The sequence below is a fragment of the Bacteroidota bacterium genome (genome assembly GCA_018266755.1).
GTDB lineage: Bacteria > Bacteroidota > Ignavibacteria > Palsa-1295 > Palsa-1295 > JAFDZW01.
Map to the genome: position 1 here is coordinate 1,584,313 of JAFDZW010000005.1, position 25,993 is coordinate 1,610,305.

Annotated in this window: 26 protein-coding genes; 10 read left to right on the forward strand and 16 right to left on the reverse strand. The window is 55.2% G+C overall.

The features are described from left to right. Window positions 1-14: 14 nt before the first annotated feature. The 15 genes from JSS75_11345 to hrcA all read right to left on the reverse strand — a co-directional run bounded on the left by JSS75_11345 (window position 15) and on the right by hrcA (window position 17,366). Window positions 15-452, reverse strand: coding sequence for a GNAT family N-acetyltransferase (locus tag JSS75_11345; GenBank protein ID MBS1904290.1), 438 nt, complete (start codon window positions 450-452; stop codon window positions 15-17). After that, entirely contained in the window at window positions 452-2,101 is a 1,650-nt protein-coding gene (gene hutU / locus JSS75_11350) for a urocanate hydratase (protein ID MBS1904291.1), read from the reverse strand. Before hutU ends, JSS75_11345 begins: the two co-directional genes overlap by 1 nt. Before the next feature lie 83 nt (window positions 2,102-2,184). Continuing rightward, on the reverse strand, window positions 2,185-2,898 hold the full coding sequence (locus JSS75_11355; GenBank protein MBS1904292.1) for an SDR family oxidoreductase: 714 nt from the start codon (window positions 2,896-2,898) through the stop codon (window positions 2,185-2,187). 100 nt (window positions 2,899-2,998) lie between these two features. Next, window positions 2,999-5,995 (reverse strand): choice-of-anchor D domain-containing protein, encoded by a 2,997-nt coding sequence (locus JSS75_11360; protein MBS1904293.1) that lies wholly within the window; start codon window positions 5,993-5,995, stop codon window positions 2,999-3,001. A 479-nt stretch (window positions 5,996-6,474) separates the two neighbouring features. After that, on the reverse strand, window positions 6,475-9,396 hold the full coding sequence (locus JSS75_11365) for a choice-of-anchor D domain-containing protein (protein ID MBS1904294.1): 2,922 nt from the start codon (window positions 9,394-9,396) through the stop codon (window positions 6,475-6,477). Between the two features lie 361 nt (window positions 9,397-9,757). Then, window positions 9,758-9,952: a 30S ribosomal protein S21 gene (gene rpsU, locus JSS75_11370; GenBank protein MBS1904295.1), complete on the reverse strand. Its 195-nt coding sequence runs from the start codon at window positions 9,950-9,952 to the stop codon at window positions 9,758-9,760. A gap of 40 nt (window positions 9,953-9,992) precedes the next feature. After that, window positions 9,993-10,487 (reverse strand): hypothetical protein, encoded by a 495-nt coding sequence (locus JSS75_11375; protein MBS1904296.1) that lies wholly within the window; start codon window positions 10,485-10,487, stop codon window positions 9,993-9,995. A 252-nt stretch (window positions 10,488-10,739) separates the two neighbouring features. Next, window positions 10,740-11,576, reverse strand: a complete 837-nt coding sequence (locus tag JSS75_11380; GenBank protein ID MBS1904297.1) for an NAD+ synthase — start codon at window positions 11,574-11,576, stop codon at window positions 10,740-10,742. Window positions 11,577-11,580: 4 nt separating this feature from the next. After that, entirely contained in the window at window positions 11,581-12,795 is a 1,215-nt protein-coding gene (locus JSS75_11385) for a pyridoxal phosphate-dependent aminotransferase (protein ID MBS1904298.1), read from the reverse strand. An 11-nt stretch (window positions 12,796-12,806) separates the two neighbouring features. Continuing rightward, a complete protein-coding gene (gene coaD, locus JSS75_11390; protein MBS1904299.1) occupies window positions 12,807-13,286 on the reverse strand; it encodes a pantetheine-phosphate adenylyltransferase in 480 nt (159 codons plus the stop codon). Beyond that, window positions 13,240-13,863: a 16S rRNA (guanine(966)-N(2))-methyltransferase RsmD gene (gene rsmD / locus JSS75_11395; protein ID MBS1904300.1), complete on the reverse strand. Its 624-nt coding sequence runs from the start codon at window positions 13,861-13,863 to the stop codon at window positions 13,240-13,242. Before rsmD ends, coaD begins: the two co-directional genes overlap by 47 nt. Then, on the reverse strand, window positions 13,863-14,399 hold the full coding sequence (locus JSS75_11400) for a helix-hairpin-helix domain-containing protein (protein MBS1904301.1): 537 nt from the start codon (window positions 14,397-14,399) through the stop codon (window positions 13,863-13,865). The genes rsmD and JSS75_11400 overlap by 1 nt, the downstream gene beginning before the upstream one ends. 126 nt (window positions 14,400-14,525) lie before the next feature. Beyond that, a complete protein-coding gene (gene dnaJ, locus JSS75_11405; GenBank protein ID MBS1904302.1) occupies window positions 14,526-15,722 on the reverse strand; it encodes a molecular chaperone DnaJ in 1,197 nt (398 codons plus the stop codon). 9 nt (window positions 15,723-15,731) lie between these two features. After that, complete coding sequence (locus JSS75_11410) at window positions 15,732-16,256, reverse strand: nucleotide exchange factor GrpE (GenBank protein ID MBS1904303.1); 525 nt, start codon at window positions 16,254-16,256, stop codon at window positions 15,732-15,734. A 15-nt stretch (window positions 16,257-16,271) separates the two neighbouring features. Next, window positions 16,272-17,366, reverse strand: a complete 1,095-nt coding sequence (gene hrcA / locus JSS75_11415) for a heat-inducible transcription repressor HrcA (GenBank protein MBS1904304.1) — start codon at window positions 17,364-17,366, stop codon at window positions 16,272-16,274. Window positions 17,367-17,676: 310 nt separating this feature from the next. Between hrcA and JSS75_11420 the strand changes: the two genes are divergently transcribed. From JSS75_11420 to JSS75_11465, 10 genes are all read left to right on the forward strand, one after another. Beyond that, window positions 17,677-18,081 carry a transcriptional repressor gene (locus JSS75_11420; GenBank protein ID MBS1904305.1) on the forward strand — a complete coding sequence of 135 codons (405 nt, stop codon included), beginning with the start codon at window positions 17,677-17,679 and terminating at the stop codon, window positions 18,079-18,081. 48 nt (window positions 18,082-18,129) lie between these two features. Beyond that, entirely contained in the window at window positions 18,130-18,546 is a 417-nt protein-coding gene (locus JSS75_11425; protein MBS1904306.1) for a rubrerythrin family protein, read from the forward strand. A 177-nt stretch (window positions 18,547-18,723) separates the two neighbouring features. Beyond that, window positions 18,724-20,052: a 4Fe-4S dicluster domain-containing protein gene (locus JSS75_11430; protein MBS1904307.1), complete on the forward strand. Its 1,329-nt coding sequence runs from the start codon at window positions 18,724-18,726 to the stop codon at window positions 20,050-20,052. Between the two features lie 36 nt (window positions 20,053-20,088). After that, entirely contained in the window at window positions 20,089-20,511 is a 423-nt protein-coding gene (locus tag JSS75_11435; protein ID MBS1904308.1) for a GxxExxY protein, read from the forward strand. 25 nt (window positions 20,512-20,536) lie between these two features. Then, window positions 20,537-21,139 carry a DUF3501 family protein gene (locus JSS75_11440; GenBank protein ID MBS1904309.1) on the forward strand — a complete coding sequence of 201 codons (603 nt, stop codon included), beginning with the start codon at window positions 20,537-20,539 and terminating at the stop codon, window positions 21,137-21,139. 23 nt (window positions 21,140-21,162) lie between these two features. Continuing rightward, window positions 21,163-21,645: a 6-carboxytetrahydropterin synthase gene (locus JSS75_11445; protein MBS1904310.1), complete on the forward strand. Its 483-nt coding sequence runs from the start codon at window positions 21,163-21,165 to the stop codon at window positions 21,643-21,645. A gap of 108 nt (window positions 21,646-21,753) precedes the next feature. Continuing rightward, window positions 21,754-22,341 carry a GTP cyclohydrolase I FolE gene (gene folE / locus JSS75_11450; GenBank protein MBS1904311.1) on the forward strand — a complete coding sequence of 196 codons (588 nt, stop codon included), beginning with the start codon at window positions 21,754-21,756 and terminating at the stop codon, window positions 22,339-22,341. A 124-nt stretch (window positions 22,342-22,465) separates the two neighbouring features. Then, on the forward strand, window positions 22,466-24,250 hold the full coding sequence (locus JSS75_11455; protein ID MBS1904312.1) for a M61 family metallopeptidase: 1,785 nt from the start codon (window positions 22,466-22,468) through the stop codon (window positions 24,248-24,250). A 341-nt stretch (window positions 24,251-24,591) separates the two neighbouring features. Beyond that, window positions 24,592-25,008 (forward strand): HNH endonuclease, encoded by a 417-nt coding sequence (locus tag JSS75_11460; GenBank protein MBS1904313.1) that lies wholly within the window; start codon window positions 24,592-24,594, stop codon window positions 25,006-25,008. Further along, on the forward strand, window positions 25,008-25,247 hold the full coding sequence (locus JSS75_11465; protein ID MBS1904314.1) for a (4Fe-4S)-binding protein: 240 nt from the start codon (window positions 25,008-25,010) through the stop codon (window positions 25,245-25,247). The genes JSS75_11460 and JSS75_11465 overlap by 1 nt, the downstream gene beginning before the upstream one ends. Before the next feature lie 33 nt (window positions 25,248-25,280). Here the strand turns inward: JSS75_11465 and JSS75_11470 are convergent, their stop codons facing one another. Next, entirely contained in the window at window positions 25,281-25,964 is a 684-nt protein-coding gene (locus JSS75_11470) for a uracil-DNA glycosylase (GenBank protein ID MBS1904315.1), read from the reverse strand. Between the last annotated feature and the right edge of the window lie 29 nt (window positions 25,965-25,993).

Here is a 25,993-nt window from a genome sequence, read left to right on the forward strand (position 1 = left end):
TTTCGGTTCTGTTGCTACCGATTCTCCGACGGCAAGCCGGATTGGGATTGATACTGGCGGAGGATCATGCCTGTGGTCGGTCGAAACCCGAGTGTTGTGTAGAAGCCGGCAAGCGCAGTGTCACAACAGACGTCGATCATGTAATAGGCTGGCATTGATCCCAGCAATGCGCGGACCAAACTCGATCCTACTCCCATCCCCCTGTAGTTTGGCCGAACTTCCAGTAAGGGGATATATGCCGAGAGGATCCCGTCGCCGATACAGTTAACAAAGCCGACGATGCTGTTTGCCTGCAGGTCCACTGCTACTGCAATGTATGACGCCCGTCGAAGGATCTCCAACAGCGTACTTGGCGAGGGAGGGTCGGCCCATCCTTCGAAGAATCCACCCAGCATCGACTCGTCGATCCCGTGCAGGTTGGTTCGGATCTCGATGTGCTGCGGTAACGACATCACTTCATCATCGGCACCCGAACACCGTGCTTCGTCGCCATCTCGCTCGCCTTCTCATAGCCGGCGTCGACATGGCGGAGGATCCCCATTGCCGGGTCGTAGGTGAGACAGCGTTCGAGACGCTCGTCGGCTTCGACGCTCCCATCGGCAACGATCACCATACCGGCATGGATCGAATTGCCGATACCCACGCCACCACCATGATGCAGTGACACCCAGGTCGCACCACCGACAGCGTTGAGCGCGAAGTTGAGCACGGGCCAATCGGCGATGGCGTCCGATCCGTCTTTCATCGCTTCGGTCTCACGGTTCGGGCTTGCGACGGAGCCGCAATCGAGATGATCGCGACCGATGACGATCGGCGCTTTCACCTTGCCGGTGCGGACCAGTTCATTAAACAGATGTCCAGCCTTCGCGCGGTCGCCCATCCCGAGCCAGCAGATGCGCGCGGGAAGTCCCTGGAAGTGGATATGCTTCTGCGCAAGCGGGATCCATCGATGCAAGATTTGATCGTTCGGGAACAGCTTCAACAGCTCTCGGTCGGTCGTGAAAATGTCTTCGGGATCGCCGCTGAGCGCGGCCCAACGAAACGGCCCTTTTCCTTCGCAGAAGAGCGGACGGATGTATTCCGGCACGAAACCCGGAATGTCGAATGCATTCGCAACTCCCTCGTTCTTTGCTTCGCCGCGAATGTTGTTGCCGTAATCAAATGCAATCGCGCCGCGCTTCTGCATCTCGAGCATCGCACGAACGTGTCTGGCGATCGATGCGCGGGAGTGTTTCAGATACTCTGCAGAATTCGATTCACGAAGCGTGTCCGCCTCTTCTTTCGTGTACCCTGCCGGATAGTATCCGCGAAGCGGATCGTGCGCGCTGGTTTGATCGGTCACGATATCCGGTATCCACCCGCGCCCCACAAGTTCGGGATGTACTTCGGCAGCGTTACCAAGCAACGCGACCGAGAGTGCCGTCTTGCTCGTCGTTGCTTCTTCGATCCATCGAATCGCTTCGTCAACGTTTGCCGTCCACTTGTCGCAGTAACCGGTGTCTATACGTTTTTGAATACGTGTCATATCGACTTCGACACCAAGGATAGCCGCACCCGCCATCTTGCCTGCGAGCGGCTGCGCGCCGCCCATGCCGCCAAGTCCTGCGGTGAGTACCGACCGACCCGCAAGCGTACCGCCGAAGTGCTGCCGCGCACATTCCATAAAGGTCTCGTACGTGCCTTGCACGATCCCCTGCGATCCGATATAGATCCAACTGCCGGCTGTCATCTGGCCGAACATCGTCAGTCCCTTCGCTTCGAGACGGCGAAACTCATCCCAGTTCGCCCACGCCGGGACGATCTGTGAGTTCGAGATGATCACGCGCGGTGCGTTGGTATGCGTCTTCAGGATGCCGACCGGCTTGCCCGATTGCACGAGCAGCGTTTCGTCGGCTCCAAGATCTTTGAGCGATGCAAGGATCGCATCGAAGCACTCCCAGTTTCGTGCAGCTTTACCGGAGCCGCCATAGACGACCAATTCATCCGGGCGCTCGGCGACATCCGGGTCGAGATTATTTTGGATCATTCGATAGGCGGCTTCCTGTAGCCAGCCTTTGCATGCCAATGCGTTGCCCGTCGGGGCGTGGATCACTCTGCTCATTGCAATTCGTTACAATACCAAGTTGTGACGATTGCGCACTTGCGTAACCGCCAACGAAGATTCGATAATCAATCAGTTCGACATCACAGGTCGCCGCCGATCGGACGGATCAGTAGTTCTTCGACGAGCACACGCTGCGGCTCGTCGAGTGCGGCGACGATCGCGGCAGCGATGTCTTCGGGTTGCATCATCCGATCGTGAAATTCTTCGCGTTCGGCAGGATCCCACGTCGGGGTTTCCGTCGCACCGGGCAATACCGCGATGACCCGAATCCCTTTCCTTCTGACTTCCTCACGAAGGGCTTCGGTAAACCCAAGCGATGCAAATTTGCTGGACCCATACGCCGTACCTCCGGCGAACCCCTTGCGGCTGGCGATCGATAACATCTGGACGATCGATCCCTTCCCGCGCTCGATCATATCGGGAAGGACCGCTTTGGCACACAGAAAGTTGCCGACGAGGTTCGTGTTGATCACCTGATCGAACACTTCTGTCGTCGTATCCTCGATATCCTGATACGGAGAAATGCCTGCATTATTGATGAGGATATCCGGTCCGCGGCCGTACGTCTTGCGAATAGATTTGACGGCCCAGTCGACATCGACTTCATCACTGACGTCACAGACGATCGCAACCGCATGTCCCTCGGCTGCTTTGATCTCGGCTACCAAGCTCAGAAGCCCTTGCTTACGTCGTGCGGAAACGATCACGGTCCTTCCGCTTGCGGCAAGCGCTTTGGCACATGCACGACCGATGCCGGTCGACGCGCCGGTAATCCAGACAAGTTCTTGTTCCATAACGGGCCGAGAATTAGGATAGGAGAACACCGAAGCAGACAAAAAAAGCGCACCCGGAGCGTATGCCCCGGGTGCGCTTTTCCTCATTAGAACACCATTATTACTTTGTGAGGACCAACAGTCTTGTCAGTCTGACCCCCTCGCTTTCGAGAGTGTAGATGTATGTTCCGCTGGCAAGGTCGCTGCCGTCGAATGTGACGACATGCGATCCCTCGCTCACGCGGCCATCGATCAGTGTCCGGACGACATATCCTGTCAGATTGCTCAGCCGAACTGTCACGTTCGCTTCATTCGGCGTTGTGAACGTAAAGCTCGTCTGACCCGGTGTCGGGTTCGGATAATTCTGGCCAAGCACGTAGCCGGATTCTTCCGTCGTCTGCGTGACGCCTTCGGTACCGGTTACCTGCATCCAACTTACGCCAACCTCGTTATCGGTGCACGGTCCGCCATTCGGGAAGGTCAGTGCACCGGTATAGGTGGTTTGATGCTTAGTCGGATCGTATCCGATCATGATCTGCACATTGCCTCCCGATGGGACGACAGTCGGCACGGGCTCGATGAGCCGATACGCACTATCCGGCTGCACTAACGACGGTGTGCCAAGCACATAGTCATAGTTACCGGTATTGTCGATCGTCACAGCAAACGTCGAGTGACCGCCGACGTTGGTTATCGGCACCGTGAATTCACGATTGCTCAAGTTAGCGCACGCTCCGATGCCTTTGAGATCGAGCACCATCGAGTTCAGATATTCGGTGCCAACCACGAGACGCGAATCGAATTCACCCACGCCCGTCGGAACGAACCGCACACAGAACGTCGTGCTCTGTCCCGGCTGCACCGACGGCGATTGCGACGGCGTAACCGTATAGTACGTGTCGTCGGTCAAATGCGCCGAATAGACGGCCGTAACATCGCCGCAGTTGGTGACTTCGACGCACAACACCGAATCGGTGTTCTTCACGACGAAGTGTTCTTCGAATAGCGGCACCGTATTGTCGGGGTTAAGCGAGGCACATACCTCCTGGCCGAATACGACTACCGGAAGCGATGCTTGCAACGAGAGCTCTGCAGAGGTCCCTTTGACCACCATTGTCGCTGCCCGGATCCCGCGCTGTGCCGGCGTTGCGCATACTTCCACCGTGTGGTATGTCTTTGCCCGAACGATGAACGGCACACCCGGATTGCTGATACCGAATTCCGATGCGTTCAGTCCTTGAATATACATATCGGATATTTTGATATCGGCCTCGCCGAAATTCCAGATCGTATCGATCGCACAGACGGTCGTGCCGATAATCGTCGAATCCAGTTTGGCATCTCCGGATCCTCCACGCGAGAGGAAGAGCTCACCGTACGGGACACCCGTCCCACTGATTTCGACACGGATCGTACCCGTATCACGGCGAATCGGCGTCATGACGCTTAAGTAGCTGCCGCCGCCCTCGCCAGCGCCACCGGCTTCATATTCGAATGTCAATGGAATATTGGTAAAGAGTGTCAGCGTCGCGGTACGGATTCCGGGTCGCTTCGGCATGAAATTCACGCCGATGAATCTCGACATTCCCGGCGGAATGAACGAGTTTTCTCTTGGCAACAGATCGAACACGAAATCGCCGTCGTTCGAGGAGATCACCTGATTCAATAACCACAGTGTGTCACTGCCGGGGTTACTGATCCGAAGATCCGTTCGGACATTCCCGCCGATCAAGAGCGAGTCGAACGTCAGTGGGTTCGGTTCGACGACGATCTTCGGCAGGATACCGGTCCCGTTGAGATCCACATACTGCGTGCCATTGAGCGCATTGCTCACGACATTGAGCTCTGCCCGATGCAGCCCTTCCATCGTCGGGGTGAATTTGACCCGAATCGTATCGATGCCTCCGGCCGGAATCCCGTCGGATGGGAGTTGCGAAATGAAATACTCATTCGGGAAATCACCGCCAATGTCCGTCGAGCCGCACACGCGCAAGTTACCGTCTCCGACATTCTTGACGAGCATTGTTTGCTCCAGCGTGTCGCCGAGGGTGACATACACTTGCGTAAACAGCCTCGTCGGTGTATTATGTGCATCGACGGGGATGAGTTCTATCAGTGGCTGCAAGCCAATGCCACGGAGCGTGACGATGATCTCGGGGTTGTTATCCGATGCATTGTTCACCACCAGTTCTGCCGAGTCTACAGCATGGATCGTCGGTGCAAATACGACGCAGATATCCACGGAAGCATGCGGTGCGATGCTCTCGGGTACTTCACCGACGATCTGGAATTCACCGGCGCCATCTCCGGCGATGACTGCCGAGGAGATTGCGACTGACGCAGAGCTGTTGTTCGTGATGCTCACGCACTGTGGTTCGCTCTGCCGTCCGATAATGAGGCCACCGAAATCCATCGCTGTCGGCTCATACGAGATCAACTGCGGCTGCTTCACGGATACGACGACATTGTCGAAGGCGATATTGCCTCCGTTGCAATTATAGATAGTTTGCGCAAAGAACACGAGTCGGAACGTCGAATACCAATATGTGCTCGGCACCATCATTTTATAATGACGCCAACTCGACCACGATGTATTCGGATCGGCCAACTCCCACCAATTCCCGTACGCAGAATTATCGTAGGTGTAATAGTCTGACGTATAGGAAAGATCGAGGAGCGGGCTTGCGCTCAGATACCCACCATCGCCGTTATCAGGAAACACCTGAAATTGCGAACCGCCATGTCCGTGCGACCAGACTTGCTGCTCATCCTTCCAGTTGAATTCCATATAGACATCGAATTCAACAAACACCGAGTCCAGTTGGGGATCATAGCTGCTGAGGTTTAACGAGGGACTATAAATACGATCCCATCTGCAGTCCCACATATTCATTACCCACGACCCGTTATGGCCGCCTGCTCCGTGCTGCGACCAATAACTACCCGGCGTACTGCCGCCGTGATCGTGACTCCAGCCGGTCGGCGGGAACGGCCCGCCGTAAAAATCCTCCGACAGAAGTGTTGTTGTCGTGGACGCCGTCGCGGTCACCGACCCGAGGGCACAAAATAGCGCGATATAATAGAGGATGTATCGGATCCGTCCTCCGGATGATACCATGGTTTTCATTGTAGTAGGTTCGTTACGTTGACAGATTGATCAATACGGGTCTCGAACGGCCTGGGGAGTCGCGAAGTCCGAGGCGGGCATACTGCCTGAGTTGCGGTGGAGACTTCAGGCAATCAAACAGTCTCCTGTTATCGAGTGAGCAATGGGTGGTGAGAGGGAACGTTGCTCTGCAATATTTCAAAACAATAATTCGCCGAAACGGCTTGCATCAGATAATCACAGGTGGAGTGAATGCGACCTGGTCATTTCTGCGGTCGTCGCCAGTTCCTCTTGACTGACGAGGTGGACACACACTAAACAATCCCGCCAGAAAACTAATGCACGTATTCTTCTTTTGTCGAAGAAAAAGTGTGTGTGAGAACAACATTTATCATTCCCCTCGACGCACAGGATTCAGTTACATACAGTCAATAAAAAAGCGCACCCGAGGCGCAAGCCCCGGGTACGCTTCCTCATTATGAACACCAATTTTACTTGGTGAGGACCAACAGTCGGCTCAGTCTGACACCGTCACTCTGGAGCGTGTACACATACGTACCGCTTGCAAGGGTGCTGGCATCAAGCGTAACAACGTGTGCGCCTTCGCTGACGCGGCCGTTGATGAGCGTGCGAATCGCATGACCCGTCAGATCGCTCAGGGTCACCGTGACTGCAGCTTCACGCGGCGTCGTGAACGAGAAGCTCGTCTGGCTCGACGCCGGGTTCGGATAGTTCTGCTCGAGCACGAAACCGGACTGCTCCGTCTGTTGCGAAACGCTCTCGGTACCGGTCGTCTGTGACCAGTTCAACCCAGGAGTGTTCTCGGTGCATGGGCCGCCGTTCGGGAAGCTGAGCGAACCGGTGTAGGTCGTCTGCGTCTTGCTCGGATCGTACCCGATCGTGATCTGCACATTACCACCGGCCGGAACGGTTGTCGGAACCGGCGAAATAATACGGTATGCACTATCCGACGCAGGCTGCGTCAGTACCGGAGTACCGAGAACATAATCGTAGTTTCCGGTATTGTCGATCGTGATCGCGAAGGTCGAATGACCACCGGCGTTCGTGACCGGCACGACGAAGTTCTGACTCGTCAGGTTTGCACATGCTCCGACACCCTTGAGGTCGACATTGACATCAGCGAGGTTCGGGGCAGTGATCACGAGTTTCGCATCCTGTTCGCCTGTGACGGTCGGATTGAAGTGTACGCAGAAGTCCACGGTCTGACCCGGCTGAATCAGCGCGGATTGCGCCGGTGTCACCGAATAATACGTCGTGTTCGATACCTGTGCATTATACACGGTCGCGACATCGCCGCAATTGGTCACTTCGACACACTGCACCGAGTCGGTCGACTTCAGCACCTTCGTGTCGAGGAAGAGAGCCTGTGGGTTCGGCGCTGCACAGACGAGTTGTCCGTACACGACCAACGGGATCGAGGAAGTGACCGTCGAATCCGTCGACGTGCCATTTACCGTCAGCTGCGCACGACGCAAGCCGCGTGCCGAAGGCGTCGCGCAGACGTTGACGACGACATAGCTCTTCGGGTGGATCACCAACGGGAAACTCACACCGGAGAAGTTGAAATCACCCTGTTCGCTGCCGCTGATGCCGATGTTCTTTACTGTAATATCGGCGGAACCGATATTCCAGATCGTGTCAACACGACAGATCTGCGTACCGACGATCGTCGAATCGACACCGCTCTTGCCATTGATAATCGCGAGCGAACCGTACGGAACGCCAGTGCCGCCAATTGCAACAACGATTGTTCCGGTATCGAGACGCGGGGAATCGAACGTACGCGGAATATTCGTGAACAACGTCAAGCGAGCCTCGCGCGAACCTGCCTGCTTCGGGATGAAACAGATGCTGATGTCGCGGCTCTTATCCGGCGGGATCGAGGTAAACTCTGCCGTCAAGAGACCGATCTTGAAATCGCCTTCGTTGCTGGTGATCACCTGGTTCTTCAACTTCAACGTATCGCTGCCCGGATTATACACCGTGACCGACGTGCAGACCGTATCGCCGATCTTTGTCGAATCGAAGCGAAGCGGATCGGGAGTCACGACGATCTTCGGCAATACGCCAACACCGTCGAGATTGACAACCTGTGTGCCGTTCGCAGCATCGCTGATAATATTGAGCTTTGCGCCATGCAATCCTTCGATCGTCGGCGTGAATTTCACGCGGATCGTATCGATCGAACCAGCCGGGACACCCGCTACAGGCAACTGGGAAATAAAATACTCCCCTGGGAAATCGCCCGTGATGCTCGTAGCCGGAAGGATGTGCAGATCACCGGCTCCGATGTTCTGCAACAGCATCGTCTGCTCGAGCGTATCGCCAAGCCGTTTGGTGGTGGTGAAGAACATCTTCGTTGTCGTGTTGTGCGCACCAACAGGGATCAACTGAATGACCGGCGCTTGGGCAAGGCCCTTGACATCGACACTGACGGAAGCATAGTTATCCGAAGTGTTATTGACGATCAGCTTTGCGCTGCGGTTGCCATTTCCGTTCGGGTTGAACTGGACGCATACATCGACATCCGAATTTGCCGGAATGCTGGTCGGGACGGTGCCGCTGAGCGCAAACTCATCCGCGTCCGGTCCGACAAAGTAGATCGAGGAAATATCGACCGGCGCAGTGCTCGTATTGGTGAGCGTAACACACTGTGGTGTTGACTGCTGTCCGGATTCGACCGCGCCGAAGTCCATGACACCAGGCGTAAAGTTGATATTCTGCGGCAAGCTTGCAGTGACAACCACGTTATCGATGGCGATATTACCACCGTTGCAGTTCCAGTACGGCTGCGCCATGAACACCAATCGGAATGTCGAGTAATAATACTGCGACGGAATGGTGATAGTGTAGTGACGCCAGCTGCCGCTATTGACATCAGGATCGTAGATCTGATAGTCGGCTCCGCTGGAGTACGTATAGTTATCGGAAGTATAGGAGAGATCCTTGAGCGGTTGGTTGCTCCAGAAGTTACCCGAGCCGTCGTCCGGGAAAACCATGAACTGAGCTCCACCTTCGCCGCTCCAACTCTGCGCGTCCATGTCATAGTAGTTGAACTCCATGTACATGTCAAAGTCGAGCGTAACGGTCGTGTTCACGTCATAGCTGCTCAGATCGATCGTCGGGCTGTAGATATTGTCGTTATCGCAATCCCAGAGATCGAAGACCCAGGAGCCGTTGTAGTCTCCTGCCCCGGCAGAGGACCAGTAGCTGGCTCCCCAGGAATAATTGTCACTGTTCCAGCCCGGCGGCGGGACGTACCCCTCCGAGAAGTCTTCGCTGAGCAACGTCGTGTTGACACGCGCCGATGCAACCGATGCGCCAAGCAACGATGCAAGCACGATCACGAGCGCCGCAAATATGCCACGTTGGTGTTCTAACAAGGTTTTCATGTGTCGTTCTAATGATTCAAAAAAACAATCTATTTCAACAAGGGCACGTACAACGCTGGGGACGTTGCTTGATCACATCGTAGGGGGGACAATCCCACTGATGCAACCAACTGAATACAAGTTTGAGGAGACCACCATGAAACAGTTTAAAGATGACCTACAACAAACCTGTTTCATAGTTTCCACAATAACCGACAAGGTCATTGTACGGGATGCACAATAAACACTTTGACCCCCAAATAGTTACACGGAAATATCCGTAGAAAATGCGAATTAATAGATCGGCAATATAAAAGCCCATGTTCCAACACGGAACATGGGCTTTACAGTCTCCTTTGGGGAGTTAGGCGCTTGCGGAAGCTTAATTCATTTCTTCCTGCTGGCGCTTTTGGCGGCGAGCCGCGCGCTGAAGTTTCATCTTATTGACGACCGACGGCTTTTCAAATGCCATGCGGCGACGAAACTCGCGAAGGATCCCTGCACGCTCGTATTTCTTTTTGAAACGACGAAGAGCGCGATCGATCGGCTCGTTATCTTGGATGATAATTCCTACCACTACCTATCTCCCTCCTTTACGGGTATCGAAAAATGAAATGTTACTGGATTACAAAATTTTCGAGCAGCTTCTTTTCACCCATCTTGTCGAAGTTGACAATGATGGCGTGACGACCGCCTGCGGTTACTTCTTTGGAAACAACCGAACCGATATCGTCCCACTCTTTATGATAGACGGCCTCGCCGATGGCGTAAATACGCTGCGGCGTGTAGGGCGTGCACTCCGATGCTGTCAGGTTTGCGTGCGGCTTCGGCTTATCGTCGAGCATCGCTGCAAGGTTGACGAGCATCGTGTTATGACACTTCGTGCAACGAACCCACAAATTATCGGACTGGCGTTCGCCAGTCACCGGATCGATCGGCTGCGGAGCTTCGCCGGCAGCCTGGGTGCGCGCTTCTCCGACGATCTCTTTGCGGGCTGTCTTCGTGCAATCGGAGCACAACAACAGGCCTGTTATATACTTCATGCGCCGGCGCGTGCGACCCCTGGTCGTCCGCTTCGGCTTCTCGGCGGTTGTTGCTGCTGTTTTTGCCACGACTTGTACGGAATTAGTTATATTTGTTCACCATCTTATCGGCACTCCAACCGTTACCGGTTGGCCACCCACTCTGCCAGTCTCCTGGCAGCACGGGAATTCCTGCCTCAAAGTTATCCACAAAGCTAAGCATACAAATATACGACATTTTTGGTTGAAAGCCAAGAATTTCCTGTGATGGAATTCGTACGCTAACTCGTGAAAAATGAAGCAAATTGCGCTTAACTATATATAAAACAACAAATTACGTGATTAGTTCCCCCAATCGCGCGGATATCGGAAGTCCACATTTATTGTTCGTTGACCGATCTTTGCTATGACGGGAGGCATACGTTTGTACTGAGACCGCCGGACCATTCGGCTGACTTTCTCACACAGCGCTCGGTCGAACCCCATTGACTCCAGTTGGGACAAGGTCGCGCGATGATCGACCATCTCTATCAACAACTTATCCACCTCTCGGTAACTCAAACCCATCTCCTGCTCGTCCGTTTGCCCCACCCAAAGGTCGGCACTCGGTGCTTTGTGCAAAATCGAGGACGGCACACCGACCGCTTCCGAGAGTTGCCACACTTGCGTCTTATAGAGATCGCCGATCGGGTTAAGCGCGCTGGCATTATCGCCGAACTGCGTCGTGTAGCCAAGCAGGCCTTCGGTCTTATTCGAGGTGCCGAGGACCAGCGCAGCGAGTTTTGCGGATCTATCGAAGAGGACGATCATCCGCTCGCGAGCCATGACATTGCCGCGGCGCAGATTCGACATGTCGGGATTTGCCTGAAAGAACGGTTCGACCATCGGGGTGATCTCTACCACTTCCGACGAGCACCCGAGCGCTTCGATGACGAGCTTCGCATCGGAAAGACTCGCTTCGCTCGATGTGCGATACGGCATCATCACACAATGGACATTTTCGCTGCCCAGTGCACGAACCGCGAGGAACGCGCTCAGTGCACTATCGACTCCGCCGCTAAGACCAAGCACCACGCGCTCGAACCCGGCGCGACGCACTTCGTCGCGGATGAACGTGTCGATGATCGCCAATGTCTCGGCAACCGATAAGCGAAGCGCATCGCGAACGTCCGGCTCCATTCGCTCAGGATAATTTCTCGAGACCGGCGCGAAGACGCCGTACACCTTCGACGATATCGTCATTCGATGCGGCGAACGACAATCGGACAAAGTGAGGATCACCAAACGCATCGCCCGAGACAAGCGCCAATCCCTCGGTTTCGAGCAGGTACTCGCACAGATCGAACGAGCCTCCTATCTTCTTCCCGTTCGGTGTGAGACGCCCGAGATAGGAAGAGATATCGAAGAACACATAGAATGCACCTTTTGGATACGTGAACGAGATACCGGGCACCTCGTTCAGAAGACCCACGACAAGATCACGACGCCCTTGGAATGCAAGGCGCATCATTTCCACCGAATCCTGCGGTCCCCCGATCGCCTCGATGGCAGCTTTCTGGCTGATCGAACTCGGATGCGAGACGGCCTGAGACTGCAGACGGATCATCGCGTCGATCACCCATTTCGGTCCGGTCGCATACCCCAAGCGCCAGCCGGTCATTGCATATGCTTTCGAGAGTCCGTTCACCGTGATCACCTGATCGGCGATCTCGCCGAATGCACCAAGCGAATAGTGTTCGTGCCCGTCGTAGAGAAGCTTTTCGTAGAGCTCGTCGACTAGCACGAGGATCCCGGACTGTTTGATCACCGGCACCAACGCGGCGAGGTCGTCTTTGGAGTAGTAAGAGCTCGTCGGATTGACGGGGGTATTGAGCATCAATAGCCGCGAGCGGTCGGTGAGCGAGGCCTCGAGCAGTTCGGGCGTCAGGAGCCAATCGTTCTCGGGCGACGTCTTCACAATCACCGGAGTTGCTTCCGACAAGCGCGCGATCGCTTCGTAGCTTGCCCAAAACGGAGATGGGATGATTACTTCATCGCCGGCCTCGCACGTAACGAAGAGTGCGTTCGAGAGTGCATGCTTGCCGCCGGAGGTAATGATCACGCGGTCTGCTGTCGTCTGGATACCGTTATCAGCGCGAAATTTTCCGGCAACCAGCTCGCGCAACTCCGGCATGCCTTCTGCCGCAGTGTACTTCGTAAAATTTTCGTTGATCGCACGGATGGCGGCCTGTTTGATATTATCCGGCGTCATGAAGTTCGGCTCTCCGGTCGAGAGACTGACGATCGAGCGCCCCTGTTTCCTGAGTTCGGTCGCACGCGCCGCAATGCGCAAGGTCGGGGAATCCTCAACCTGATCGAGTCGTCCTGCGAGGCGTTCTTCGGCTGCTCGTATTGTCATATCGCTAACACTCATGCTTCAAATCGCTTTCGTAACGCGGCCTGCACACAGTTCGGGACGAAGTCCGACACGTCTCGTCCGTAGCGTGCAAGTTCGCGAATGATCGTAGAGTTGAGATACGTATACCGCTCGTTCGGCATCAGAAAGACGGTGGTCAGATGCTCGAGCTTGCGGTTCATCAAGGACATTTGAAACTCGTACTCGAAATCGCTCAGCGCTCTTAGTCCCCGCACAACCGCAACCGCATTGGTCCGGTGGGCATAGTCGACGAGCAGGCCGCTGAATGCATCGACACGGATCGTCCGGGCATTCGGCAACATCTCGGCAACGGCCTCTTCGCAGAGGGTGCGTCGTTGCCCTTCGGTAAAGAGTGGCGTCTTCGCGCTGTTCGTGGCGATCGCAACGATTACTTCGTCGAAGAGCTCCGAAGCGCGCGCAATGACATCAAGGTGTCCGTTCGTGATCGGATCGAACGTCCCCGGATAAATCACCCGTCTCGGTTGTGCGCTCGTGAGTGCTGCCACGTCGTTGCAAAAAAGTAAATTTCGCCAGCGAAGCGGTACGCTCCTTGACGATCTCGGCACCGTCGGGTGGAATAATATCCGACCCGCTTCGGTGCTCGATAATAACAATAGAATCGGGAGTTAAGAGCCGCGAGGAGAACAGCGCTTCCGGCAATTCGCGCAGCGTCCGTTCGTCGTCATAGGGAGGGTCGGCAAAGATAACATCATACATTTCATGAGCTTGCGCGATCCACGAGTACACATCGGCCCGTGCAATCCGCACCTTCGGGCCACAGCCCAAGGTCTGTGCATTTCGCTCGATGGCCTTCTGGGCATCACGGGAGCTATCGACCTCGACCGCTCTCGCGGCCCCACGGCTGATCGCCTCCAACCCAAACGCCCCGCTGCCGGCGAAGAGGTCGAGCACGACCGCATCGCGAAAGTCGGTCATGTTCGTAAGCATATTGAAGAGCGACTCTCTGGCACGGTCAGAGGTCGGGCGCGTCTTCGTCCCACCCGGCGCGACGAGCACACGGCTGCGATAAATCCCGGAAATAATTCGCATCAGTTGAGGCGGAGATACCGGACGATCCGTTCATACGTCTTTTCACCGACACCGTGGATATTCATGATCTCGCTCAGGCGCCGGAATCGTCCTCGCTCCGTTCGGTAGGCAACAATCCGCGCCGCCATTGCCTTCCCGATTCCGGGTAGGAGTGCGAGCGAATCTGCACTCGACCCATTGAGCGAAATACAGCCAGCGGTAAGATCGCGCTCTTTCTTCGAAAGCCCTCCGCCCATCTTCCGCTCGTTGTCGATCCCCAGACTTTCGGCGGGCATCCAGAATTCGAGCGAGTCGCGGACGAAATCCTTCCGAGAAAGCAGCGCGAAGAGACTGTCGTTGCGGTGCGTCGCCGCAACGATGGCAGAATCACGAAGCAGCGGAATGTGACGCGTCACGATTGTCCGGCCTGCACGCCAACAAAGCACGGCAAGACCGGCCGCGATGAAGAGCAGCACGGCACGATACTCTTGCGGCGTGAAGAACTTCAGCGCAATATTGCGCAACCTCGCTACAAACGCGTTGATCGATTTGGGCACTAATGACACGACATCGAAGGCTTCGTTCGAGCCTCAAATATACAACACTGCGCCAAAACGACAACGGCGGCACAAGGCCGCCGTCGATAGAACACTATATTGTCAGGTGGTTAGCTAATCGGGTGGCTAGCTAAACATCGACTTGATGCCGTCGAACACACCAGCTTGTTCGCTTTTCGCACCGGAGCGTGACTTTCCGGCCTTAGATTTCTCGGCGCCGTGAACGCTTGCTCGGAAGTTCTCTTCTTGCGAGAGCTTCTCGATCAGATCTTTTTCCGCACGCGAGATTTTTGTGGGTGTGACAATATGAACACGCACCAACTGATCGCCCTTACCGCTGCGGTTAAGATGTTGGATTCCTTTATCGCGCATGCGAAGGATCGTCCCGGAGCGAATCCCGCCCTGAATCTTCAGAATGGCTCTGCCGCCAAGCGTCGGCACTTCGACGTCGGCGCCGAGCGCTGCTTGCGGGAAGGTGATATCGAGATCGAGGATCACATCGTCGCCATCGCGGACAAAGATATCATGCTCGAGTTCTTCGATCACTACGATTGCATCGCCGGCAACACCACCGCGACGTCCGGCATGTCCCTGCCCACTGAGTGTCAGATAGTTACCGTCGCTCACGCCGGCGGGTATTTTCACTTTGAGGGTGCTCTCCTGTTGGGTGCGGCCTTCACCACTGCAGGTGCCACACTTGTCTTTAATGATCGTCCCGGTTCCGTTACACGTGGGGCACGGACCGACGTTGACGAACTGCCCGAAGCCCATCGAACGGACCTGGCGTACTTGTCCGGCGCCGCCGCAAGTATTACATGTCATCGGTGCCGAGCCTTCCTTTGCGCCGCTACCGTTGCAGGTTGTGCAACGACGATAGTGACGAACCTTAATGGTCTTCTCGACGCCGGTCGCGATCTCTTCGAGCGACAACGCAAGGCGGATCTGCAGATCGGCGCCACGTTCCGGTCCGGCCTGCGTCCGCATTCCGCCCTGACCGCCGAAGAACTGGTCGAAGATGCTTCCGCCACCCATCCCCGAAAAGATATCGGAGAAGTGGCTGAAAATATCCTGCGGGTTCTGGTACTGGCCGTAGTCGTTCTGGCGCATCCCCTGATGGCCGAATCGGTCGTAGCGGGCGCGCTTATCCGTATCGCTCAAGACCTCATACGCCTCGGTCGCCTCTTTGAATTTTTCTTCGGCTTCGGTATTGCCCGGGTTGCGGTCAGGATGGTACTGCATCGCAAGTTTGCGATACGACTTCTTGATCTCATCCTCCGAGGCCGTCTTTCCGACACCCAGTATCTCGTAGTAATCCCGTTTCATGTCCACTGATTATTCTTCCGCTCCTTTTGCGACGATGACTTTGGCATGACGCAGCACTGCATCATGCATGTGATAACCCTTCTGTACTTCGGTCGTGATCGTCCCCGGCTCAACGTCGGTTCGCACTTCCTCCATCAAGGCATCGTGCAGATGCACATCGAACGGTTTGCCGACCGATTCGATCGGCTTGACATTGTGCTGTTCGAGTACTTTGAGAAAATTCTTATACACGAGCTCGACCCCTTCGGTGATCGGCGACTGCTCTTCGGGTTTGACGAACGAGAGCGTGCGTTCGAGATCGTCGATCGTCGGCAACAACTCCGTGATCAGCCGCTTATTCGCGTCGAGGATCAACTGCATCCGCTCCTGCTGATGGCGGCGGCGCATATTCTCGAGATCTGCGGTGCGGCGAAGCAACAGATCGTTAGCCGACGCAAGCTCTGCTTCGAGCGCAGCCTGACGGTCCTCGGCGCCAAGATCCTGTTCGGACACCTGTTCTTCCGGTGTGGTCGTTTTTTCTTTTCGTTCAAACATACGTGGTCGTAATTCCTATTGACGCGAGGCAAGCGTGTTGCTCATCGCCTGTGCGACGTACTCTACAACGGGTGTTACGCGTCCGTAATCCATTCGTTTCGGACCGATCACCGCGATCGTCCCGTGCTGGTCGCCGATCCGGTACGTCGTAGAGATAATCGAGTAATTGGACATCCAGCCGCTATCGAGTTCGGATCCGATCTTGATCGAGACGGGCATCGCATCGGTTCGAGAATCCGCCGCACCCGAACCTTCGAGGATATGGATTACAACCTCTTCGTTCTCGATGAGTTCGATGATACTCTGTACTTCTTCGCTCGAGTATGTTCCCCGGCGCTGGAATTCGGGCTGGGTAAACATATTGTTGGCCCCCGAGATCTTCACCCGTTCGGTGCCCGGATCGTCAAAAAGCCGTTCGGGTGCTCCGAGAAACACTCGGAGGATCGACTGCTCTTCGAGCGGAAGATCGCGGATGCTCTCGGCAAAAATGGCTTTGACCTCGCGAAAGGTCTTGCCGCTGAGCCGTGCATTGAGTACCCCGGCGAGCTCATCGAGCTTCGAGCGGCTGATCGACGTCTCGGTTTCGAGCGTCACCGTGCGAACTCGTCCGCTCGAGGCCGCGACGACGATGAGGATTCGATGCGAGCTCATCGGGATAATCTCGACGCGTTCGAGGATCGCATCCTGCAATGCCGGAAGCACGAGCAGGGATAGCTGCTTGGAAAATTTCGCAAGGATCGTCGCCGATTCGCGCACAACATCCTCGGCCGTTACGGCGTTCGAGATCGACTGCGCGATCGCCGCGCGTTCGTTGGCCGAAAGATGTTCGAGTAACATCAGGCTGTCGACATACAGGCGGTACCCTTTGTCGGTGGGCATCCTTCCCGCACTGGTGTGGGGATGGTCGATGTATCCCAGGTACTCCAGATCCGCCATCACGTTGCGCAATGTCGCATCGGAAAGGCCCAACGAACTGATCCGCGATATATATCGAGAGCCGACCGGGTTCGCGGTAAGCACATACTGCTGCACCACCAGGCGCAAAATCTCGCGCTGGCGATCGGTGAGCGAATCCGCTCCGACAGGTTCAATGCTTTTGTGGCGTGCCATTTGGTCGTTCGCTGAAAACAAGAAGGGGTGAAGGTAGGGTTTCGATTGCCTGGAAGTAGTAACCAGGGTAGGATTATATTAATACTCTCAATGCAACGTCATTCTGAGCGAAGCGAAGAATCCCTCGATGAAACCCTGTGAGGCTCCGCCAAAGGGATTCTTCGCTTCCCTCAGAATGACGTAGGTATAAGCGGGTCAAACCGGGGCCATTTCTTTGGAGGTAGCATATACAGCATGGCTTCTCGTATTCTAATTAAGCGGAACTGTATCTTCTGGGCAGTAGTTAACAGTAATCATTCCTATTACTAATATGGAAGAAACGAGAATCGGCAAGCGCAGTACCCGTCAGCGGGACCTCATCCGGGGGATCGTGCAGTCGTTGCATACGCATCCTACGGCTGAAGAGGTGTATGATATTGCCCGCCAGTCGCTTGAGCATATTTCGCTCGGCACGGTTTACCGCAACTTGCGGCTGCTTGCCTCGGAAGGCGTGATCCGCGAGGTGCAGTTCGCCGACGGACCGACGCGCTTCGATGGCATGATCGAAGATCACGAACATTTTGTTTGTACCCGCTGCGGAGCCATCCTGGACATTTCGCCCACACCGCACGTTCGTGACCACGCACACCGCCACCCGCAACTGCAACACGTCAGTATCAGCAACTACAATTTGTCGTATTATGGCCTCTGCACAAAGTGCAGCAGCGCTCACTGATATTCACATTCACAATTGTTCATTTACTTTCTAATTAAGGAGTAACCAATGCCAACGTTAGCAAACACCAAAACCTATGAGAATCTGAAGGAAGGGTTCGCAGGCGAGTCGCAGGCGAATCGTCGTTATCTCTACTTCGCACGTCAGGCCGATATCGAAGGCTACCCGGATGTTTCCGGTGTCTTCCGTGACACTGCCGAAGGAGAGACGGGTCATGCGTTCGGCCACCTCGAATTTCTTGCCGAAGTAGGCGACCCGGCGACGGGCAAGCCGATCGGCGATACGAAGATGAACCTTGTCGCAGCAGTGGCCGGCGAAACCTACGAGTACACCGAAATGTACCCGGGCTTCGCACGCACGGCACGCGAAGAAGGCTTCGACGAGATCGCCGAATGGTTCGAGACGCTTGCACGCGCCGAGAAGTCGCATGCCGGCCGCTTCCAGAAAGCGCACGATACCCTCTAAGCTGGTATCACCCTGAGTGTGCGTAGGGCCAAAGCACTACGCGCAGCGGGAGCAATCCCGCATCTATTAAAAAACAATAACGGTACTGCCCTGCGTCGCGCCGTGAAACGCCGCAAGGCAAACGCGGCGCAGTGGTAGTATCGTCATCGAAATAGCCTGAAGATTCGACGCCTGCCTATGATGAGGTTTGATCCGCACGACCCGAAATACTGGGATAAGCAAGAGCTGGATTCGGAGTTCACTCGTGTTGTCGATATCTGCAATGGATGTCGGCTGTGCGACAATCTCTGTCCGCCGTTCGCCGATCTCTTCGATCGGATCGATCAGGAAGACGACAAGCAGACTGCCGCAGGCATCGGTCATGAGAACCCCGTACTTCAACTGAAGGCAGCCGATTACAAGCACACGGTCGATACCTGCTATCAGTGTAAGCTGTGTTACCCGAAGTGTCCGTACACGCCGCCGCACGAATACCAACTCGATTTCCCGCGCTTGCTCTTGCGTGCGCAAGCGATCGATGTGAAGGAGAACGGCAAGTCGTTCAAGAACAAGCTACGAGACTCGTTCCTCGGCGACGCCGACAAGACGGCGAACATTGCGACGACCTTCAATGCTCTCTTTAACTGGGCGAACACAAACCCGATGACCCGCTCGCTGATGCAATCGGTCGTCGGTGTGCATAAGAAGAAGAAACTCCCCCATTATTACGCAGAGCCGTTCGACAAGCGCGCGAAGAAGAACGGCGCATCGGTGGCGGCGCCAGTGGACAAAGTCGCACTCTATTATACATGTCTCATGAACAACAACCGGCCGTGGGTGCCGGAGCAGTTCACGGAGATCTTGCAAGCACATAACGTCGAGGTGATCGTCCCGCCACAGGAATGCTGCGGCATGCCCGAGCTTGGCACGGGCGAGCTCGACCGTGTATATCCGAAGGTCAACCGCAACATCGAACGCCTGCTTCCGCTCGTCGATGCAGGATACAAGATCATCGCTATGAGCCCGAGCTGCTCGATGATGCTACGCCTGGAGTACGAGCAGTACGCACAGGACAAGGAAGCGGCGAAACGATTAGCTGCCGCAACGCTCGACCCGTGCGAGTACTTGATGCAATTGCATCGCCGCAAGCTGCTCAAGACCGAGTTTCCAGGAGCGTCGACGATGAAAGTGAGCTACCACGTACCGTGCCACCTGAAAGTGCAGAACATCGGCTTCCAGACTCGCGACCTGCTGAAGCTCATCCCCGGCGTTGAGGTCCAGACGATCCAGCAATGCTCCGGCCACGATGGCTCGTGGTCGATGAAGCAAGAGTATTACGAAATCTCGCTCGATGCAGGGAAGAAGCTCTTTAAGGCGATCGAACGCGAGAAACCCGCGAAGGTCGCCAGCGACTGCTCGCTCGCACACCTGCACATCGAGGAAGGCACCGGCGAGATCGCCGACCATCCCATCGAGATCGTCTATCGCGCGATGGGATTTACGAAATTTTTGAACCGGGGGCGATAGGCCACGGATGAACGCGGATCAAGCGGATTTGCACAGATGATTAAGCACCAAGCGATTACCGAGAAGATTATTCGAGGGTATTACAAAGTGTACAATACGCTGGGATACGGTTTTCTCGAAAAGGTCTATGAACAAGCACTCTGTCTTGAACTTCGTAATCAAGGGTTGCACGCGAGTACACAACAAGAAATAGAAGTATACTACGAAGGCTCTCGGGTCGGGCTGTATTATGCCGATCTTGTTGTAGAGCATTGCGTCATTGTCGAACTCAAAGCAGCCGAAGGACTTGCGCCAGAATACGAAGCCCAACTACTCAATTATCTGAAAGCAACAGACATTGAAGTAGGGTTGCTCATGAATTTCGGCCCAAAAGCACAGTTCAAACGGATGATCTTTGACAACGAACGAAAAGCGATCCGTGATAATCCGCTTGATCCGCGTTCATCCGTGGCCAATTGAAAGTTTGAAATAGACAACCATGTATATGAAACCGATTGAATTTGCTGATGTAAAGAATATCTACGAGTACGAGAAGGTGCGCACTGCCTTCCGCCAGCAGGTGATCGCTGCCAAGAAGCCGCGGCGCATGCACCTTGGCGAGGATATGACGCTCGTCTTCGAGAATCGCGATAGCGTACTCTTCCAGATCCAGGAGATGATCCGCACCGAGCGCATCATCACTGACGAGGGCATGCAGCACGAGATCGACACCTACAACCAGATCCTACCGAAGGAGAACGAACTCTCGGCGACACTCCTGATCGACATCACCGAGAAGCACCTGATCAAGCCGATGCTCGATTCGCTCGTCGGCCTTGGAAAGGACTCGTTGTTTCTGAAGATCGGCAACCAGGAGCTCCCTGCGCTGTTCGACGAATCGCAGCTCGAAGACGATCGTATCAGCGCGGTGCAATACATCAAATGGAAGCTTTCGGACGACGATGTACAGGCATTTGCCAACCGCACAACCCGGATCAGCCTCGTCTGCCGCCACCCGAACTATCTTGCCGAGCACGTCCTTACAGAGGAGCAGCGTATGGCATTATCAAACGATCTTCTTGAATCCGTTCGCCCGGTCTCGGCGTAATAGGACTTGCCGGAGGTATTACTATGGTATATGTAACCAGAAAAGCTCATTTCTCAGCCGCGCACCGGCTCTTTAACCCCACGTTCAGCGCCGAGCGCAACGAGGCCGTCTTCGATAAGTGCAACAACCCACACGGGCATGGCCACAATTATACACTCGAAGTGACTGTCGCCGGCGTCCCGGATCCGCTCACCGGCTATGTGATCGACCTCAAAAAGCTCGCCGCCATGATCGACGAGTATATTCTTGACCGCGTCGATCACAAGCATCTGAACTTCGACGTCCCGGAGCTTCGCGGCATCATCCCGACGGCCGAGAACATCTCGATCGTCTTTTGGCAATTGCTCGAGCCGCGCATTTCCGAAGGCACGCTGCACTCGATCAAAGTATTCGAGAGCGACAACAATTTTGTAGAATACAGAGGCGAACCGGTCGGCCCGCTGCCGCGATACGACATCGACGCAACGCAGGGCCAGCCGATCGAAGACCACCCACTCTATGCATAGAAACCGAAACGTATGACTCCTGTGACGACATTACCGGGCCGCATGGCCGATGCATCGCGAACGATGACCGAAGCCGAGCTTGCGGAGCTCGAGCACGGGCCGGACGAGATGCCCTATACGAAAGAAGGCTCGGAATCGGACCCGACCCTTCGCTCGCTCACGCGTTCGCTGCTTGTCGAGCTCGGCGAAGATCCCGAACGCGCGGGGCTCAAACGGACGCCGCACCGCGTGGCAAAGGCCATGCGATATCTGACGAGCGGCTATGAGATGAATATCGAGAAGGTGCTCAACGGCGCCATCTTCGACGAACAGGTCGACGAGATGGTGATCGTTAAGGACATCGACTTCTTCTCGATGTGCGAGCATCACATGCTCCCCTTCTTCGGGAAAGCGCATATCGCCTACATCCCGAATGGTAAGATCGTGGGTCTCTCGAAGATCCCGCGCATCGTCGAGGTCTTTGCCCGCCGCTTGCAGGTACAGGAACGTATGACCCGCGAGATCGCCGACACGCTCATGGAGCATCTCAATCCGCTCGGCGTAGCAGTCGTAACCGAAGCACGGCACATGTGCATGATGATGCGCGGCGTCGAGAAACAGAACTCCGTCACGACGGCCAGTGCAATGCTGGGTGCATTCAAAGAAAAGCCGACGCGTTCCGAGTTCATGACACTCATCAACTCGAAGCTCGTCTGATCCCTGCCACGGGAGACGCGGGAAACGGGCGGCCATGGGTCGCCCGTTTCGTTTTATGAAACTCTCTGGGGTGATTTGCGCATACCAATGCATTCATCCGACACATATCTTCATGCGCTCATTCATGCTCGCCACTGTTCTGATGCTCGTTGCCTCGGCATCGCTTGCGCAGCAGCTATCGTTCACTGTCGATCTTACCAAGACCGGTTCGAAGGAAGCCTTCGTCGAGCTTTCGATACACGGGCTCAAACCGGCGAAGAAGCCAAGTTACCAAATGCCGGTCTGGGCTCCGGGCGCCTATTCGGTGACGAACTACGGACGCTTCGTCAAGAACTTCAAAGTCGTCGATGCCTCCGGCAAGGAGATCCCAGCAACGAAAGTGAATGAGAATCGCTGGGAGATGCCCGCCGGATCCAAGCCCGCGAAGATCACATACTCCGTGATCAACTCGTATCTCGACTCGACGAGCCTTTACTTCGCCATGTGTCATATCGACACCAATTTCTTCTTTGCGAACGGGACTTGCTTGTTCGGGTATATGAACGATGACAAATCGCTCAAGGCGAAGGTCGGATATCTCATCCCCTCCGGCTGGTCTGGGTATACGGCAAACAATACGGCCGAACTTCCGAAGACGCTTTCGCTTGATGCCAGTAATTACGACGAACTGGCCGATGCGCCGATCATGGCGGGCAAGGGGCTGCAAGTGCGCGAATTCGAGCAAGGTGGGGCGAAATACGATGTCGTCGTCGCAAGCGATGAGTCGTTCCTAATGGATTCGCTCGAGATCTATACGAAAAAGATCGTCAAGTCACAAACCGATTTCTTCGGTGACACCCCGTTCAAACGGTACACCTTCCTGATCAACGCACCCACGTTTTCCAAAGCGCCATCCCAGGCATTCGGCGCATTGGAGCATGCAAATTCCAGCGCGTATCTGATGATCAACATGCCGTGGTCCTTCTTTAAGGAATTCGGCATCTCGACAATCTCGCACGAGTTCTTCCATCTCTGGAACGTCAAACGAATCCACTCCAGCAAGCTCGGACCGTTCGACTATACACAGCGCGTGATGACGACATCGCTCTGGCTGAGCGAAGGCGTTACGGACTACTATGCAAATGCGCTGCTATCTCGCAGCGGAATCCTTCCGCCGCACGCCTTCGAAAAAAAGATCGCCGAGTGGTCGATGGCGTCCGGTGGTTCTCGCGCCGTGAAAGAAGAAACCCTCGAACAACTCTCGATCGACGAGAGCGCGTTCGATCTGGGGAAAGCCATGAGTTTCTACACCAAAGGCCCGCTCGTCGCGCTGATGCTCGACATCGAGATCCGCACTCGCACGAACGACCAGTATTCTCTCGACGATGTCATGCATGGGCTTTATGCGCAATCGAAGAACAAGAACTACTTCAAAGACGAAGAACTCATCGGCCGCATCGAGAAGATCACAGGCCTCAACCTTCAGAGCTTCTACAAGAGCTATATCGCCGGGACCGATTCGCTGCCACTCGCGTCCTATCTCGTGCAGCTTGGACTGCTCAAAGACGTCGAACACACCGAATACTCCGGGTTCGCCTGGCGTACGCGGTTTGTGCACGACGATTCCGCGCTCGTGATCGAATCGTTCTATGACAACAGCGAACTCGATACTGCCGGCCTTGCGATCGGCGATACAATCCTTTCGATCAACGGGCAGCACATGACACGCGACGATGCCGACGAATTCTCGATGAATCACGCGACTCCGCAACGGCTCGACATTGTGTTCCGCCGACATGGTACGACGCTACAGCGAAGCGTTACGATGCTGCATCCGCGCTCATCGCGGACGTTGAAACAGGATATCGCACCCGATGAACATGCCGGTTCGCTGGCCCGCGAGATCCGCCGAAGCATCTATGGCGGCTAACTGGCCGAGGGAGAACTCAGGACGAAGTAACCGAAGGGTAACGCCGTTTCGGGAATTCATTTTGACAAATTTGAATTGCTATTACAAAGCACACTATCCCGGCCTGGCACGCCGGCGTCACAAGAAAGGAGAACACTGTCTTCAGTAGTTATCGCTCATTTGAGCAACATCTGCGTCGGTTACTCGACGAAGACGATGTTGCCGAGTCCGTCCTCAACTCCGACAGTCCCGAATTATCCGGGACCCTAAGCCCTTCTCTCTCCGGCAAAGTTCTGCTCCTCAACGGCAATTACGAACCGCTGACCATCTGCAGTGTGCAGAAGGCGATCGTACTGTTGTTCATGGGAAAAGCGGAAATCGTCGGGACCGCAACGGGCAAACGCGTCCATTCCGCGCATGCGTCGATGCCATTCCCAAGTGTGGTACGGCTCTCGCAGTACGTGCACATCCCATTCAAGAAGGTGATCCTCTCGCGCAAGAATATTCTGCGACGCGACGGACACCAGTGCCAGTATTGCGGCGCACGCAGCGCGCTGACTGTCGATCATATCGTCCCGAAATCGCGCGGCGGCGAGGACTCGTGGGAGAATCTCATCACGGCCTGTATCCGATGTAATAATCGCAAAGGCAACATGAGCCTCGACGAATCGAACATGCGTCTGCGCTCACGCCCGATCAAACCGAACCATGTGGTGTTCCTGCGTCAGTATGTCGGCACTGTCGATAAGTCGTGGGAGCCATATCTCTTTATGCAGTAGTGTCCCACTTCGATAAATCATACACGAACGGCGAGATCACGGTATTCTGGAAACCGGAGATCTGCCAGCATAGTGGGAATTGTGCCCGAGGCTTGCCGACCGTCTTCAAGCCGCGTCAGCATCCGTGGATCACGCTTGAAGAAGCCAGCACTGCGGAGATTATTGTGGCCGTAGAGAATTGCCCGTCCAGGGCACTGACGTGGAAGCCGGTTGAGATCGATCCGCGCACATCCGCTTGATCCGTGTTATCCGTGGCCTATTCTTCCCTGGCGTCACTCGGTGACAGAGAGCATCATCTCATCATACAACGCCCTGAACTTCTGCAGATCTTCCCACGCCCCGTGCTTCCAATTCGGATTGCGTAACAGCGCTGCAGGATGGTAGGTCACCATCACCTTCGCACCGCGAAAATCATACACATTCCCCCGCAGCTTCGCGAGAGTGTCGATGCCATTTTTCAACAGGTTGATCCCCGCGATGCGGCCCATGCACAAAATCATCTTCGGCTTGATGATGTCGATCTGTTTCCAGAGATACGGTTCGCACGCTGCAACTTCCGCAGGCTGCGGATCGCGATTTCCCGGCGGACGGGACTTGAGGATATTCGCGATGAACACTTCCTCACGCGGGAAGTTGATCGCAAGCAGCATTTTGTCGAGCAGCTGACCGGCTCTACCGACGAACGGCTCGCCTTTCTTGTCTTCATCGGCGCCGGGCGCTTCGCCAATGACCATCACTTTCGCATTCGGATTGCCGACGCCGAAGACGAACTTGGTGCGCGTCTCATGCAACGGGCATTTCGTGCAGTTCTCGATCATCGATTTGAGCATCACGAGATCGGTTGCATTCTCCCATGGTTCGGAGGTCGAAGGATGCTGGGTGTGGGTTTCGATCGTCACTGGCTGTTGTACTGCCTCTCTACTTGTTGGTGTGTGCAATTCGTAACTCGTTGGCATTCGCTCTTTGCCGAGATAGAAATGTTCCT

What these genes read in the sequence shown, in the direction of transcription:
- JSS75_11345 (MBS1904290.1), bottom strand. Translation starts at nt 452, where the DNA reads ATGTCGTTACCGCAGCACATCGAGATCCGAACCAACCTGCACGGGATC.
- hutU (MBS1904291.1), bottom strand. Translation starts at nt 2,101, where the DNA reads ATGAGCAGAGTGATCCACGCCCCGACGGGCAACGCATTGGCATGCAAA.
- JSS75_11355 (MBS1904292.1), bottom strand. Translation starts at nt 2,898, where the DNA reads ATGGAACAAGAACTTGTCTGGATTACCGGCGCGTCGACCGGCATCGGT.
- JSS75_11360 (MBS1904293.1), bottom strand. Translation starts at nt 5,995, where the DNA reads ATGGTATCATCCGGAGGACGGATCCGATACATCCTCTATTATATCGCG.
- JSS75_11365 (MBS1904294.1), bottom strand. Translation starts at nt 9,396, where the DNA reads ATGAAAACCTTGTTAGAACACCAACGTGGCATATTTGCGGCGCTCGTG.
- JSS75_11380 (MBS1904297.1), bottom strand. Translation starts at nt 11,576, where the DNA reads ATGGAGCCGGACGTTCGCGATGCGCTTCGCTTATCGGTTGCCGAGACA.
- JSS75_11385 (MBS1904298.1), bottom strand. Translation starts at nt 12,795, where the DNA reads ATGACAATACGAGCAGCCGAAGAACGCCTCGCAGGACGACTCGATCAG.
- rsmD (MBS1904300.1), bottom strand. Translation starts at nt 13,863, where the DNA reads ATGCGAATTATTTCCGGGATTTATCGCAGCCGTGTGCTCGTCGCGCCG.
- dnaJ (MBS1904302.1), bottom strand. Translation starts at nt 15,722, where the DNA reads ATGAAACGGGATTACTACGAGATACTGGGTGTCGGAAAGACGGCCTCG.
- JSS75_11410 (MBS1904303.1), bottom strand. Translation starts at nt 16,256, where the DNA reads ATGTTTGAACGAAAAGAAAAAACGACCACACCGGAAGAACAGGTGTCC.
- hrcA (MBS1904304.1), bottom strand. Translation starts at nt 17,366, where the DNA reads ATGGCACGCCACAAAAGCATTGAACCTGTCGGAGCGGATTCGCTCACC.
- JSS75_11420 (MBS1904305.1), top strand. Translation starts at nt 17,677, where the DNA reads ATGGAAGAAACGAGAATCGGCAAGCGCAGTACCCGTCAGCGGGACCTC.
- JSS75_11425 (MBS1904306.1), top strand. Translation starts at nt 18,130, where the DNA reads ATGCCAACGTTAGCAAACACCAAAACCTATGAGAATCTGAAGGAAGGG.
- JSS75_11430 (MBS1904307.1), top strand. Translation starts at nt 18,724, where the DNA reads ATGATGAGGTTTGATCCGCACGACCCGAAATACTGGGATAAGCAAGAG.
- JSS75_11435 (MBS1904308.1), top strand. Translation starts at nt 20,089, where the DNA reads ATGATTAAGCACCAAGCGATTACCGAGAAGATTATTCGAGGGTATTAC.
- JSS75_11440 (MBS1904309.1), top strand. Translation starts at nt 20,537, where the DNA reads ATGAAACCGATTGAATTTGCTGATGTAAAGAATATCTACGAGTACGAG.
- JSS75_11445 (MBS1904310.1), top strand. Translation starts at nt 21,163, where the DNA reads ATGGTATATGTAACCAGAAAAGCTCATTTCTCAGCCGCGCACCGGCTC.
- folE (MBS1904311.1), top strand. Translation starts at nt 21,754, where the DNA reads ATGCCCTATACGAAAGAAGGCTCGGAATCGGACCCGACCCTTCGCTCG.
- JSS75_11455 (MBS1904312.1), top strand. Translation starts at nt 22,466, where the DNA reads ATGCTCGCCACTGTTCTGATGCTCGTTGCCTCGGCATCGCTTGCGCAG.
- JSS75_11460 (MBS1904313.1), top strand. Translation starts at nt 24,592, where the DNA reads ATGGGAAAAGCGGAAATCGTCGGGACCGCAACGGGCAAACGCGTCCAT.
- JSS75_11470 (MBS1904315.1), bottom strand. Translation starts at nt 25,964, where the DNA reads ATGCCAACGAGTTACGAATTGCACACACCAACAAGTAGAGAGGCAGTA.